Source organism: Christensenella minuta, from assembly GCF_003628755.1.
Taxonomy (GTDB): domain Bacteria; phylum Bacillota; class Clostridia; order Christensenellales; family Christensenellaceae; genus Christensenella; species Christensenella minuta.
This window is the reverse complement of sequence record NZ_CP029256.1, coordinates 1,150,303-1,163,857: the sequence shown is the minus strand read 5'-3', so window position 1 is coordinate 1,163,857 and position 13,555 is coordinate 1,150,303. Positions and strand designations below refer to the sequence as shown.

Sequence of the window (13,555 nt, the reverse complement as noted above, 5' to 3'; positions counted from 1 at the left end):
TAAAAAATAAGGAGGAAATGATTATGAAACGGAAAAAGACAATAGGCTTGGCTGCAATGTGTCTTATCATGGCAATGCTGGTCTTGGCGGGCTGTGCAAACGGCGGGACCGCCACATCCAGCGAGGGTACAGGCGAGAGCGGCGCGGCGGCCAGCGGTGCCGCAAGCGGGGCGGACGAGGAATATGCCGTCATCATGAGCCTCAACCAGCTCGAATTCTTTGATGCGCTTAAAGCTGGCGTGAACGACGCGTGTACGGAGACGGGTGCAAAATGGTATTTTGCGGGGCCGCAGGAGGCGCAGCCGGATAAAACGGCGGAAGCGATTGACCAGGCGGTTGCAAAGGGTGTTACGGGTATTATCCTACACGGGCAGTTTGAAGAAACCGGCCCTTCGGTAGACGCGGCGATCGCGGCAGGCGTGCCCGTAATTATCGTCAATTCCGACGTCACATCAAATAGGCTTTCCTTCATCGGCTGCGAACCGTATAACAACGGTTACAACATGGGCAAGGAGCTTGCTGAGCGCGTCGGCGGAAAAGGAACGGTAATCGTTGCAAATTCACTTTCCCTCGGACAGAAATCTGCGGAAGACAACCAAAACGGTTGCCTTGCAGCTTTGGCTGAATATCCGGACATCAAGGTGGTAGAAGTGGACGATAAGGCGGATTCAACCATCGCGCCGACGGCGATAGGCACGGCGCTGCAGGCGAACCCCGACGCAGTGGGTATCGTTGGCGTAGATGCGGTATCCGGCGTAGGCGCGGCGACGGCCGTACGCGAGGCGGGGCTCAGCGGCAAGGTGACAATCGTATGCAGGGACAGGGATGCGGCGACGCTGGAACTAATCAAGAACGGCGAGATTGCGGCCTCCTTCGCGCAGAACTCCTATGTGGAAGGCTACATCGCGACTAAATGGCTACACGACTATGTGAACGGGAACTTCAAAGTCGTGGAAGATTATCTCGGCGCAGGGATCAATCCTATTCCGCCGAACGTGGATTCCGGGTCGATCATCATCACACAGGACAATGTAGAACAGTTTGAAAAGAAATACGAGTACCAGACGACAGCTTAACACAAAATTTGTATGAGATGGCGGGCATACGGGAAACGGCCGTATGCCCGCAATGAGGAAACGTTATGAAGGATACCAGAATAGGGCTGCTGCCGCTTTATGTGGAGCTGTACGACAAGACGGTGCCGCAGATGCGCCCGCAGATCGACGAATTCCATAAAAAAGTGGCCAGGGCGCTTGAGGGCGCGCAACTTACCGTGCATACAAGCAGTGTGTGCAGGACAAAAAAAGAATTTCAAAGCGCGGTACAGGCATTTACCGATGCAGGCGTTGATGCGGTCGTTACGCTGCACCTTGCCTATTCCCCGTCGCTGGAATCGGAGGACGCGCTGAAAAGCGTGGACTGTCCGATCTTGATATTGGATACGACGCCGAGCTATTGTTTCGACCAGTCTACGGACGAAGCACAGATCATGCTCAATCACGGCATACACGGCGTACAGGATATGTGCAATCTTCTAAAACGCAATAATAAGGTATATTCGGTGTTCGCGGGACATATCGAACATTCGGATGTGATCGCCCGCATCAAAAAAGCGGCAGATATGGCAAAAGCGGCCAAAAGGTTCAAAACGGCCCGGGTAGGCATCATCGGGGAACCATTTGAAGGCATGGGAGATTTTCAGGTGCAGGAACGTGAGATGCGCGACCGTTTGGGAATTGAGGCCGTGCGGTACGACTGGGAGCGGGGGGCGAAGCGCATGCAGGAAATATCCCAGGCCCAGATTGACGCAGAATTTGAGAAGGACAGGCAGGATTTTGAGGTCGATAAAGGCCTTGAAAGGGAAGTTTACGACCGGTCGGCGAGGACTGGGCTGGGCGTGCGGGAATGGGTGCGGGACGAAGGGCTGTCGGCATTCACGATCAATTTCCTTGCAACAGCAGGCTCCCGGCCGGGGCTTCCGGTTATGCCGTTTGTGGAGTGCTGCAAGGCAATGACTGCAGGTGTCGGCTATGCTGGGGAAGGCGACGTGATTACGGCGGGACTGGTGGGCGCGCTGCTCAGTGCGAACCCCTGTGTGACCTTTTCGGAGATGTTCTGCCCGGATTGGAAAAACGGTAGCGTATTTATGAGCCACATGGGCGAATTCAATTACAATGTCGCTTCAGGGAAACCATTCCTGACAGAAAAAAAATTTGAATTTACGGATGCGGAAAACCCGACGGTGGCTTACAGCACCATGAAAGGCGGGAAAGCGGTCCTTGTGAACCTTGCGCCGCTTGAAAACGGAAGGTTCCTGCTTCTTATCAAAGCGGGAGAAATGATTCGCATCAATGGGGAAAATAAGCTAGGGGAAGCTGTGAACGGGTGGTTCAAGCCGGAAGGCGAGCTAGGGAATTTCCTGGAAGAGTACAGTAAAAACGGCGGCACGCACCATAACGTGATCGCATATGGTGAAACAGCGGAGGCCCTTGGATATTTTGCGGAATACTGCGGAATAGAGACGATCATACTGTAAAGAGAAAGTGAGCGTCTTGGCTTACAACTAAGGGGGGATCGGAAATGCCTGTCATTGGAATTGATATCGGGACGACAGGGGCAAAGGCCATAGCGGTTTCCGGGGATGGGAGAATTCTCGCAAAGGGCTACAGCGGCTATGCGCTTCTTGGGGAAGGAAGGCAAGTGGAACAGGACGCGGACGAATGGATTCGGGCGAGCGCCTTTGCGGTGAAGGAATGCGTTCGTGCCATTGGAGAAGCGCGGGTGGAGGCAATCTCCCTTTCCACGCAGGGCGGCAGCACAGTCGCTGTGGATGAGCGGTTTCGTCCGCTTGGCATGGCTTGGACGTGGATGGACGGGCGTGCGCAGGAAGAAACGAAACGGCTGGAAAATCAGCTTGGAGAGGCGTATTTCTACCAGACAACCGGTTGGAAGCTGAACCCTGCATTTGATGCTGCAAAGGTGCCGCGTATGAAAAAAGAGGGATATGTCGGCGAAAGGTATCTGACGACCCTCGAATATGTGAATTGGTTCCTTACCGGGAGGGCAGCGGCCGATCCAACGAACGCTGCGATGCGCCAGTTGTTCAACATCCGGAAAAACGATTGGGACGACACCATTTTGCAGGTGGCGGGCATACGGCGGAGCGAGTTGCCGGAAATACTTCCCACGGGCGCCTTCCTCGGTGGGCTACGGCGCGGGGCTGCGGAAGAAATAGGACTTCCCGAAGGTACGCCTGTTTATAATGGGGGGCATGATCAATACTGTGCGTCGATCGGCGCGGGCGCGACCAGCGCCGGGGATATGCTGCTTTCCACTGGGACCACATGGGTCGTGATGGGCATCACGCGCAGGCCCCTTTTTACGGACACCTTTATTGCGCCGGGTATACATCCCATAAAGGGACTGTATGGCTCGATTGCGTCGCTGGCGTGCTCGGGCGCGTCGTTGCAATGGTACAAAAACCGCTTCCTAAATGAGGGTTTCGATGCGGTTAACCGGGGTGTGGAGGAGTGTTACGCGGAGAAAAACGACCTGTTCTTTTATCCCTACCTTGCCGGGGCAAATTATCCTGTTTGGCAGCCAGCAGCGAAAGGAACTTTTACCGGTTTTGACCTTTCAAACGGGAAGTTTGATTTCGCAAAAGCGATCATGGAAGGAGTCTCGTTTGGGTTAAAACGGACGCTTGCCGATTTTGAGCGGAACGGCTGTCCGGTACGCAGCCTTAAAATCATGGGCGGCGCTGCCAAGAGCGGCATATGGAAAAGGATCATTGCCGCTGTAACGGATATTCCCATCAGGCAGATGCGCGAGCCGGACACCTGTGCGCTTGGGGCGGCGATGATTGCCGCGGTGGGCGCAGGCTTCTACCCGGATTATAAAACGGCGGCCGGGGCAATGGTGCGTACGGACAGGGTGGAACCGGCTGCCGCGGAAGAAGCCGCGTACTATGACGGAAAATATAACAGGTATATGAAAATGTGGGACTGCATCGAGCGTTTTTACCGGTAGGGAGGATTGAATGGGCTACGATTATTTTGAAAAAACTGCGCTGGATAAGGCGTTTTACGGAGAAAGACTTCTCCCGCGCCTGCCACGGGCAGTGTTTGACGTACATACGCACGTCAATCTATGGGAGCATGTAAAAAACGTTCCGAAGGAGCGCATCATGGACGACTGGGCGTTCCAGTGCGGCTATGTGATGAGTGCGCAGGACGCGCGGTATTATTTCGATACGATGTTCCCGGGAATCAAATATGAGATCAATGCTTTTGCATTTCCGATCAGGGAGGCGGATATTGAAGCGTCAAACGAATATATTGCGCAGTGTATCCGCACACAGGCAGTACGCAGCGGTTTTATGTGTATCAAGCCGGAATACAGCGTGGAGTATGTGGAGGAAATGCTGGAGAAGCACAATTTTTCCGGCGTGAAACCCTATCCGGATATGGTGTCTGGGAAAAAAGGCGCTGAAGTCGGCATTTTCGATTTTATGACGCGCGGTCAATTTGCATTGGCGGAAAAGCTTGGAATGTTGGTGATGATGCACCTGCCGCGTGCAGGCCGTATGCCGGACGACCGCAACGTCGCCGAGCTGAAGGAGATACGGAACGAATTTCCAAAGATTAAATTGTGTATCGCGCATTTTGGACGCTGTTTTACGCCTTATCATTTCAGCCAGGCAATCGAAAAAATGGGCGAAGATATCCATTGGCCGTATTTTGATACGGCGGCGGTGCTCAATCCAGAGGTCTATGAGCTTGCGCTCACAACACTGTCCCCCGAACGTATCCTCTTTGGGACGGACGAACCGATCTTCCTATGGCACGGAAAACGGACATGGACAAAGACAGGTTACCAAAACCTTGCACGCGAGGATTTTGCGTGGAACACGCATAGCGAAGGCAGGAAAACAGAGGCGGGATATACGTTTTACGTGTACGAACAGGTAAACAATATCCTGGATACTATCGACAAGCTGGGGCTTGGCGCGGAGGTGGCCGGACAGATATTCGGCGGGAACGCAAAAGAGCTCCTCGGCAAGTGAAACGGGAGAGAAAAGGTGCTTGAACAGGAAGCGCGTACGCGCAATTATGGATGCCGCGTCCGGCGCTATAGTCAAAATGGCGTTGAGATGGCGTCGCTGGAAAACAACAGGATAAAGCTGGTGATTGCGCTCGGAAAGGGCGCGGACATCGTGGAGATACTGCATAAGGAAAAGGATATCGACTGCATGTGGCATTCTTTCAACGAGCTGCGGCCCGCGGGATATCCGAAAACGAAGGCGGCGGAGGGAGGAAGCTTTATCGATGCCTATGCGGGGGGCTGGCAGGAGCTTTTCCCGACCTACGGCGCTCCCACAGATTATTACGGAGCACAGATTGGCACCCACGGAGAGGCATGCATTTATCCATGGGAGTGCAGCGTACTGGAAGACAGCGTACGGATAGTCAGCGTTGCCTGCACGGCGGAAATGATGCGCTCGCCGTTTTGCTTGGAAAAGATTTTTTCGCTGGAGATAGATTCCTATGGATTTTCGATCAGCCAAAGCGTGACCAACACTGGGTCGCTGCCGCTCGAATTCATGTGGGGACATCATCCAGCCTTCGGGTTCCCGTTCATCGAAAAAGGGGTTACGATCGAGCTTGCAGGGACGCCGGAAGTAAGCGTGCCGCAGGGGACGATCGGCGAAAACTGCCCGTTCGACAGGGCAGTGAGCGGGAAATGGCCCCTGCTTACCGGAAAAAACGGGAAGCCGGTGGATGTGAGCAAGGTGTCTGGCATGCAGGAAAAGGTATATTTCGAGTGCGTAGCAGGCGGGCTTGTCGAAGGCGAATATAGGATATTTAATCCGCAGAAAAATATCGGAGTCCATATGAACTGGGATAAAGAAATTTTTCCTTATTTATGGATATGGGGAATGTACGGCGGATATGAAAGCGCGCCGTGGTTCGGCAGGGCATATACCCTTGCGGTAGAGCCGTGGTCCAGCCTGCCCCGGGATTTCAAGGCTGCGCAGGAAACCGGGCAGACGCTCGTGATCGGTGCGGGAGAGCGCAGGGAAACACAGGTCCGATTCTCCTATTACAGCAAATAAGGCTTGCGGAAACGGAGGCATGGGAAGGAGCAAACGGCCCTTCGGTTTCGTTTGTTTTTTAAAAACAGGGAAAACAGCGGATAAAAATCCGGGGCTATATGGTCTGCATAGGTAAAAAAGCGCGCCCTCCGAAAAGGCCGTGCTTTTTATGTTGCCTAAATCCGCCTTTTATTGCACGGAATGGATATTGTCGAGCGGCCAAATCACATACGTCGCATGCCCGACGATCTCGGAGCGGGCAATAGGTCCGATGTAGGCCGTGCGGCTGTCAAGGGAATGCGCGCGGTTGTCCCCCATCACAAAGACGGTATCCTCGGGGACTGTTACAGGGGCCATATCGATGTATGGCTCGGCGCTGTTGATATACGGTTCGGATAAAGGCTCGCCGTTCACATAAACGGTGCTGTCCTTTACCTCCACGGTTTCACCCGGCAGGGCAATCACGCGCTTCACATAGGTTCCGCTCATATTGGGGTAGTGGACGATGATGATATCGCCATGTTCCGGCAGCCCAAAATAGCGGCTGACCTTTTCCACCGCTAGCTTCTCATCCGACTGGAGGGTGGGGAGCATGGATTCGCCATCCACCACAATGATTTCAAAAAAGAAGGTGCGCACAATAAAGGCAATCGCCACAGCCGCGATGATGGAAATCACCCAGCCCCAGATTGCGCGTGATTTCGTCATCAGCTTTTCCTCGCGGATACGCTTCTTTTTACGTTTGCGTCCAAATTCATCATAGGTCACGAGGTCGTCGTCAAGGGGCTCGAATTCCTGATAAGGATCCCTGCGCGCCTTGTTGGGATTAAAAGGAGGCTCGGAAGCTTCCTCATAAAATTCCTCCGGCTCTTCCAAATAAGGCTCCGGGTCCAAATCATCCTCATAATAAGGACCTTCAAAAGGAGGCTCCGGGTCAAAATGGGCACTTAGGGGTTCCTCAAGTTCATCTTCATATTGTGTATGCGCATGATGCTGGAAAACGTGGCGGCCAGTTCCGGCGGCAAGCGCGTCGGAATCGGATTTGTATTCATGCGGCTCCCCGTAAGGAGCGTTCAGCCTGCGCCCGTATTTTTTCGCGGGCTCTTCATGCGGAATATTCCGCTGGCCCACGCGGCGCGGCCCGTTATAGTCCCTGTTATTGCTCATCTATTAAAACCTTTTTCATCCGTTTTATAAATGCCGCGTAATCGAGCATCACAATATGCCCGCAGCCGAGGCATTTTAATTTGATATCGGCGCCGGTCCGCAAAACCTGCCATTTATCGCTTCCGCAAGGATGCTTTTTTTGCATGACGACAATGTCGCCACAGGAAACCTTTTCCGCCATTTTGCCATACCGGTCCGTTAAATTCTTAATTCAATCTATTATACTATATGGCGGGGGAAAATCCTAGAGGAATTTCCGGCGGGGCCCGCAAAATGAGACTTGCACAACCCTCAGCCAAGGGATATAATGATAAACGGACGGTTAATGTTATCAATTCACAGGAGGTGAGAAATACGTGGACGCAGACCCTAAACGAACGAACTTAAAATATACGGACAGCGGGATGCGTACGGTATTTCTACGCCATTGACCCGTTGCCTGCTTTTGAAAGTAGGTGAAGCATTTGATTAGAATTTTCAGTTCTGCGGAAAACAATAATTTTAAAGAGATCGACAAAATAGAGCCGGGCGCATGGATTCATCTTCTCGACCCTACGGAAGAAGAGCTTGTACATGTGCGGGATACTCTGCACATTGAGGATGAATTTATTCGCGCGGCGCTGGATGAAGAGGAAACGGTGCGTATCGACGCGGAGGACGACCAGACGCTCGTTCTGGTGGATATTCCGATCGTCAGTGCGGAACGCAATTCTTTTATGTATACCACGCTCCCGATGGGCATCATCATCACGGCGGACAATATCGTCACGGTTTGTCTGGAAGAAACCTCGATCCTTGAGGATTTCTGGAATAAAAATGTGAGAGGCGGGTTTGATACCTGTAAAAAGACGCGCTTCCTGCTCCAGATTTTATATAAAAACGCCGGAAAATACCTGCAATATCTAAGGCAGATCGATAAGGCTTCCACACAGGTGGAAAATGCGTTGCATAAATCCATGAAAAACAGCGAGCTCATCCAAATGCTGAGGCTGGAAAAATCACTGGTCTATTTTTCGACGTCCCTTAAGTCCAACGAGATCGTGCTGGAGAAGATGCTGAAATCGAAGGTGATCCAGCGGTATCCTGACGATCTTGACCTGCTCGAGGATGTCATCATCGAAAATAAGCAGGCCATCGAGATGGGGACCATTTACCGGGATATCCTCTCGGGAACGATGGACGCGTTTGCAAGCGTGATCTCGAACAACCTGAATATCGTCATGAAGATATTGACCTCCCTGACGATTATCCTCGCCATTCCCACCGTGTTTGCAAGCTTGTGGGGAATGAACGTGGGCGGCATCCCGTTTGCGGGCAATCCGCTCGGTTTTTTGTGGGTGACGGTGATTGCCCTTGGCAGCACGGGCATCGCGGTTTGGTTCCTGTGGAAAAAGAAAATGTTCTAGCCAAGAAGCTGCGCAGCCGCGAAGACTCCCGGCTGCATTTTTTTACCTGGAAAACAGCTATGCACAGCGGATGCGGCAGACTGAAAGGCGGGAAATGGAAAGCCTGCTTGAAAAAAACGGCCCTGGATGGTAAAATGGAAAATAAAAACAATTGAGAAAATTGTGAAATAAAGGAAGTATCCAATTTTATGACAGAGAAAATTGTGATCAATGGCGGGGTACCGCTGAAAGGCACGATCGAAGTGACAGGTGCCAAAAACGCGGCGGTAGCGATTCTGCCTGCCACGATTCTTGCACGCGGGATCTGTGTGATCGAGAATCTTCCGAATATTGCGGACGTACTGATTATCAAGCGCATTCTGGCGGAGATCGGTGCGGAAGTGGAATTTGAAAACGGAACCATGACGGTGGATACCACCAATATCAATACCAGCAAGGTGACGATGAATCTCGTCAAGAAGATGCGTGCCTCCTACTATTTGCTGGGCGCGCTGCTTTCGCGTTTTAACGATGCGGAGATCAACCTGCCGGGCGGCTGTACGATCGGCGAACGCCCGATCGATCTTCATATCAAGGGCATGCAGGCGCTGGGTGCGAACGTCAAAACGGAGTATGGGCGGGTTATCGCGAATGCGCCGGACGGCCTTCGCGGCTGTGATATCTATATGGATAAAGTTTCCGTAGGCGCTACCATTAATGTAATGCTCGCCTCGGTGTGCGCGGAAGGGCAGACGTCCATTATCAACGCGGCAAAAGAGCCGCACGTTGTAGATGTAGCCAATTTCCTGGTATGTATGGGCGCAAAGATTAAGGGCGCGGGTACGGACGTGATCCGCATCACCGGGGTGGAAAAACTGCACGGATGCAATTATTCGATTATCCCCGACCAAATCGAAACGGGAACCTTCATGATTGCGGCGGCGGCCACGCGCGGCGACGTAACGATCAAGAATGTGATCCCTACGCATATGGAGGCACTTACGGCCAAATTGGAAGAAATGGGCGTTACCATTCAGGAGGGGGCGGATTTCATCCGTGTTACCTGTGATAAACGTCCGAAGGCGGTCAAGATCAACACGATGCCCTATCCCGGGTTTCCGACGGACCTGCAGCAGCCGGCAACAGTGCTTCTTTCCACTGCCAAAGGCACCAGCATGATTACAGAAACGATTTTTGAGTCGCGTTTCAAGCATATTAAAGAAATCCGCCGTATGGGCGCGCAGATCACGACAGAAGACCGCGTTGCAGTAGTGGAGGGCGTAGATCGTCTTACCGGCGCCCCGGTCAGCGCTTCCGACCTGCGGGCGGGCGCAGCCCTGATCGTAGCCGGCCTGATGGCCGACGGAACGACAGAAATCCAGAATGTAAAGTATATCGACCGCGGATATGACCATATTGAGGACAAGATGCGCAAGCTCGGGGCGGATATCCGGCGGGAGGAAGTCGTGCACACAGAGGATGACGACCTGTATTGAGCGGTATTTTTTGGAACCGGGGCGCCTGTGCTTCGGTTCTTTTGTTTAGAAAGTGTTTATATGAAATCATAAGGCATATGTTATAATATCGGTACTATAAATTGATATGAGGAGGATATTTTTTTGGACGACCCTTTAATATGGCAGCTTCTTTTGCAGGTGGTTTTGATTGCGATCAATGCCTTTTTTGCTTCGACCGAGATTGCGGTGATTTCTCTCAACGCGAACAAAGTCCGCCGTATGGCGGAGGAAGGAGATAAGAAGGCAAAACAGATGCTGAAGATGGTGGAGGTGCCCGCGGGGTTTCTGTCCACGATACAGATTGGCATCACGCTGGCCGGCTTTCTTGGAAGCGCGTTTGCGGCAGATAATTTCGCCAGTAAGCTCACCGAGTGGATGATTCATGTGCAGGGAGTCACGATTTCTCCGGATACGCTCAACACCATTGCGGTCATTCTGATTACACTGATCCTTTCGTATTTCACGCTGGTGTTCGGGGAACTGGTTCCCAAGCGTATTGCCATGCAAAAGCCGGATAAGGTGGCGCGGGCTTCCGCAGGGGTTATTACCGCCCTTTCCATTGTCATGAAACCGATCATATGGCTGCTTTCCGCCTCTACAAACGGAGTTCTGCGTCTTCTGCGCATGAACCCGAATGAGGAGGAAGAAGCCGTCACTGAAGAAGAGATTCGTCTGATGGTAGATATTGGGGAGGAAAAGGGAGCGATTGAGGCCGCGGAAAAGGAGATGATCGAAAACATCTTTGAGTTTAACAATACCACGGCCAAAGATGTTATGATGCACCGTACCAATGTAACGGCGATCTGGAAAAACGATCCGCCGGAAGAAATATTGAAGATGATCCGCGAAAGCGGATTATCCCGCTTTCCGGTTTACGATGAAGATATCGACGATATTGTCGGCATCCTTTCCACGCGGGCCTATTTGCTCAATGAAAAAAGCGAGCGCCCGAAGCCCTTGGAAGAAATTATCTATCCGGCTTATTGCGTGCCCGAATCAGTTCACACGGACGTGCTGTTCCGCGAGATGCAGCGGCAGAAGATCCATATTGCCGTCGTGGTCGATGAATACGGCGGGATGAGCGGGATCGTGACAATGGAAGACCTTCTGGAGGAGATCGTCGGAAATATTTACGATGAGTTCGATCCTCAGGACGAGCAGGATATCACAGAAATAAAGACCGGGCTGTGGCGCATTTCGGGTGCAACAGAGATCGGCCGAATTGCGGAAACGCTTGATGTAGAGCTGCCGGAGGATGAAGATTTCGATACACTGGGCGGCCTTGTATACAGCCAGTTAAGCACAATACCCGAGGACGGCAGCCACCCCGTTGTGGAGGCCTACGGCCTGCACATCCGTGTCGAGAAGCTCGAGGACCGACGGGTGGAATGGGCCCTTGTTTCCAAAGCGGAGGTGAAACCGGCGGCGGAGGATTCAGAAAAGCAATAGGAACCGGTCACATACGGAGGTCAGGATAAAAGCACAATATAAATCTCTCTTTTCCTGTTTCCCCGGATAGAAAAGAGCCGCAAGGATTTCCTTACGGCTCTTTTCTATCCCCGAGAAAGCTTTTTGAGATCGCCTCCGCAAAGGAATGCAGGCCCTTGGCGACGCTACGGCGCTCTTCGGCGGTCATGCTCAAAAATGCGCGCGCCTCTGCGCGGCCGAGCTCGCCGAGGAGCTTCTGCGCGTATTTCCGGCCCTCCGCCGTGAAGGATACCAGCTTGTTGCGCCGGTCCCGGGGATTTTCGCTGCGCCCGATATAACCCTGTTTTTCAAGCTTTGAAAGGAGGAAGGAAACCGTCTGCTTGGGCAGAAAAAGTTTCCGGCAGAGCTGCTGTTGGGTACAGCCCTCTTTCGCGGAATGGATTTCATATAAGGCGAACATCATATTGTCGGTCGTCCCGCGTTGCTGGGCCCATATGGAATAGGCCTGGTTAATGCGGAACCAGCTTTCGTAATAAGCATCGATATCTTTGCTCACAATTGTCATGTCTTTTTTCATCCGGTCATTCCTCCATTGTTTTGATGCAAAGAGGCTGCGCCTCCGTGCCCACGGAAATAACTAATAAACAGGACGCCGGCTGCACATGCGAGAATGCCCTGTGCGGCAGGGATGGAAAGCCATATACCCGTTACGCCCCAAAACAGGGGAAGCACATACAGGAACAGGGGTGTAAGCGCGAGCGGGTCGGCGTAAATAACGAATATGGAATAACGCGTCTTTTGCACTGCGTAGAAAAAGGAAGATGCGAGCCGCGTGATTCCCATCATGGGGAAGGAGAATGCGGCGATCAGGAGTGCGGAAGAAACGAGCACCGCAGTTTCGCCTGACGATCCGAAGATCATGGGGATCGTATCACGGAAAACGACTGCGGCCGTACATAAGGCCGCGCTCAGGATAAGTACGAGGGCGAATGATTTTTTCAGCAGGTTATGGACGCTTTGGGGGTTGCCCGCGCCGTTGAAATAACTCAGGAGTGGCTGCACCCCTTCGCCGACGCCCTGCAGGAGCAGCTGTACGGAGGTTACGAAATACATCAGGACCGCATACGCCGCCACTACGGTGCTGCCGCCGTATGCGAGGCACTGCCAGTTGGCAAGGATGATAATAATAGAGGGAGCGAATGTCATACCAAAAGGAGAGAGGCCGATCTTTATAAGCCGCGCGATAATTTTGCCGCGGGGAAATAAATCGCGTCTGAAGGGGCGTTCCTCTTTCCTGCGGAACAGCATGCTGAGGCTGAGAACCGCGACGAGCGCCTGCGCCGTTACGGTCGCGAATGCCGCGCCGAACATGCCCCAATGGAATACCATCATAAACAGGGCGTCGAGAATAATATTGGCGGTCAGGCCGCACACCATGGCGGTCATGGCGGAGATTGTTTTTCCCTGGTTGCGCAGCAGGGGGACAAGGCCTGTTCCAAGGATTTGGCAGGCGCTTCCAATGGCAATGATCTGCGTATATTCGGCAGCGGCTGCAAGCAGGCCGCCTTCCGCGCCCAGAAATTGCAGGACCGGCCTGTAAAAAAGCAGGAGCAGGATCGTCATGGCGGAACTGAAAGCGGCCAGGACGAACAGCGTGTTTCCCAGCGCCTGCCGGGACTTTTCTTTTTTGCCTTCTCCGAGGCGCGTAGTCATAACCACAGAGCCGCCCGCGCCGGTACCTGTCCCGGCGGCCAGCAGGAAAGAGGCGACGGGCCACGCGATATTGATGGCCGCAAGCCCTGTATCACCGATGGTATGTCCGATAAAGAAGCCGTCGATGATCGCATAAAAGCCGCTTAAGAGCATTGCCAGCATAGATGGAAGCACGTACCGGAAAAATTGATTCTCACTCGGGGCCTTCTGCATATTTCACCTCATGCGATTAGTACAACATCGTACTAATT

The 13,555-nt window shown here is 52.8% G+C and carries 12 protein-coding genes; 8 read left to right on the top strand and 4 right to left on the bottom strand.

The window, feature by feature from the left end; translation table 11 throughout:
• Positions 1-23 precede the first annotated feature (23 nt).
• The 5 genes from B1H56_RS05560 to B1H56_RS05540 all read left to right on the top strand — a co-directional run bounded on the left by B1H56_RS05560 (position 24) and on the right by B1H56_RS05540 (position 6,115).
• Entirely contained in the window at positions 24-1,076 is a 1,053-nt protein-coding gene (locus B1H56_RS05560; RefSeq protein WP_066518017.1) for a substrate-binding domain-containing protein, read from the top strand.
• A 65-nt stretch (positions 1,077-1,141) separates the two neighbouring features.
• The gene (locus B1H56_RS05555) at positions 1,142-2,536 is read left to right on the top strand and encodes an L-arabinose isomerase family protein (protein ID WP_066518019.1); all 1,395 of its coding nucleotides are present in this window, start codon (positions 1,142-1,144) and stop codon (positions 2,534-2,536) included.
• A gap of 44 nt (positions 2,537-2,580) precedes the next feature.
• Positions 2,581-4,029 (top strand): FGGY-family carbohydrate kinase, encoded by a 1,449-nt coding sequence (locus B1H56_RS05550; RefSeq protein WP_066518028.1) that lies wholly within the window; start codon positions 2,581-2,583, stop codon positions 4,027-4,029.
• 10 nt (positions 4,030-4,039) lie between these two features.
• Positions 4,040-5,065, top strand: coding sequence for an amidohydrolase family protein (locus B1H56_RS05545; protein WP_066518031.1), 1,026 nt, complete (start codon positions 4,040-4,042; stop codon positions 5,063-5,065).
• 15 nt (positions 5,066-5,080) lie between these two features.
• On the top strand, positions 5,081-6,115 hold the full coding sequence (locus tag B1H56_RS05540) for a DUF4432 family protein (RefSeq protein ID WP_121418971.1): 1,035 nt from the start codon (positions 5,081-5,083) through the stop codon (positions 6,113-6,115).
• A 168-nt stretch (positions 6,116-6,283) separates the two neighbouring features.
• Here the strand turns inward: B1H56_RS05540 and lepB are convergent, their stop codons facing one another.
• Both lepB and B1H56_RS05530 read right to left on the bottom strand, forming a co-directional pair.
• Positions 6,284-7,261, bottom strand: a complete 978-nt coding sequence (gene lepB, locus B1H56_RS14830) for a signal peptidase I (protein WP_082771131.1) — start codon at positions 7,259-7,261, stop codon at positions 6,284-6,286.
• Complete coding sequence (locus B1H56_RS05530; protein WP_066518040.1) at positions 7,251-7,442, bottom strand: DUF951 domain-containing protein; 192 nt, start codon at positions 7,440-7,442, stop codon at positions 7,251-7,253. The genes lepB and B1H56_RS05530 overlap by 11 nt, the downstream gene beginning before the upstream one ends.
• 283 nt (positions 7,443-7,725) lie before the next feature.
• Here B1H56_RS05530 and B1H56_RS05525 point away from each other — a divergent pair, with 283 nt between their 5' ends.
• From B1H56_RS05525 to B1H56_RS05515, 3 genes are all read left to right on the top strand, one after another.
• Entirely contained in the window at positions 7,726-8,667 is a 942-nt protein-coding gene (locus tag B1H56_RS05525; protein WP_066518043.1) for a magnesium transporter CorA family protein, read from the top strand.
• A 188-nt stretch (positions 8,668-8,855) separates the two neighbouring features.
• A complete protein-coding gene (locus B1H56_RS05520; protein ID WP_066518045.1) occupies positions 8,856-10,142 on the top strand; it encodes a UDP-N-acetylglucosamine 1-carboxyvinyltransferase in 1,287 nt (428 codons plus the stop codon).
• A 123-nt stretch (positions 10,143-10,265) separates the two neighbouring features.
• On the top strand, positions 10,266-11,612 hold the full coding sequence (locus tag B1H56_RS05515; RefSeq protein ID WP_066518046.1) for a hemolysin family protein: 1,347 nt from the start codon (positions 10,266-10,268) through the stop codon (positions 11,610-11,612).
• A gap of 91 nt (positions 11,613-11,703) precedes the next feature.
• Here B1H56_RS05515 and B1H56_RS05510 read toward each other — a convergent pair whose 3' ends face one another.
• Both B1H56_RS05510 and B1H56_RS05505 read right to left on the bottom strand, forming a co-directional pair.
• Positions 11,704-12,168 (bottom strand): MarR family winged helix-turn-helix transcriptional regulator, encoded by a 465-nt coding sequence (locus tag B1H56_RS05510; RefSeq protein WP_066518050.1) that lies wholly within the window; start codon positions 12,166-12,168, stop codon positions 11,704-11,706.
• Positions 12,165-13,517 carry an MATE family efflux transporter gene (locus B1H56_RS05505; RefSeq protein ID WP_066518051.1) on the bottom strand — a complete coding sequence of 451 codons (1,353 nt, stop codon included), beginning with the start codon at positions 13,515-13,517 and terminating at the stop codon, positions 12,165-12,167. The genes B1H56_RS05510 and B1H56_RS05505 overlap by 4 nt, the downstream gene beginning before the upstream one ends.
• Positions 13,518-13,555: the final 38 nt, after the last annotated feature.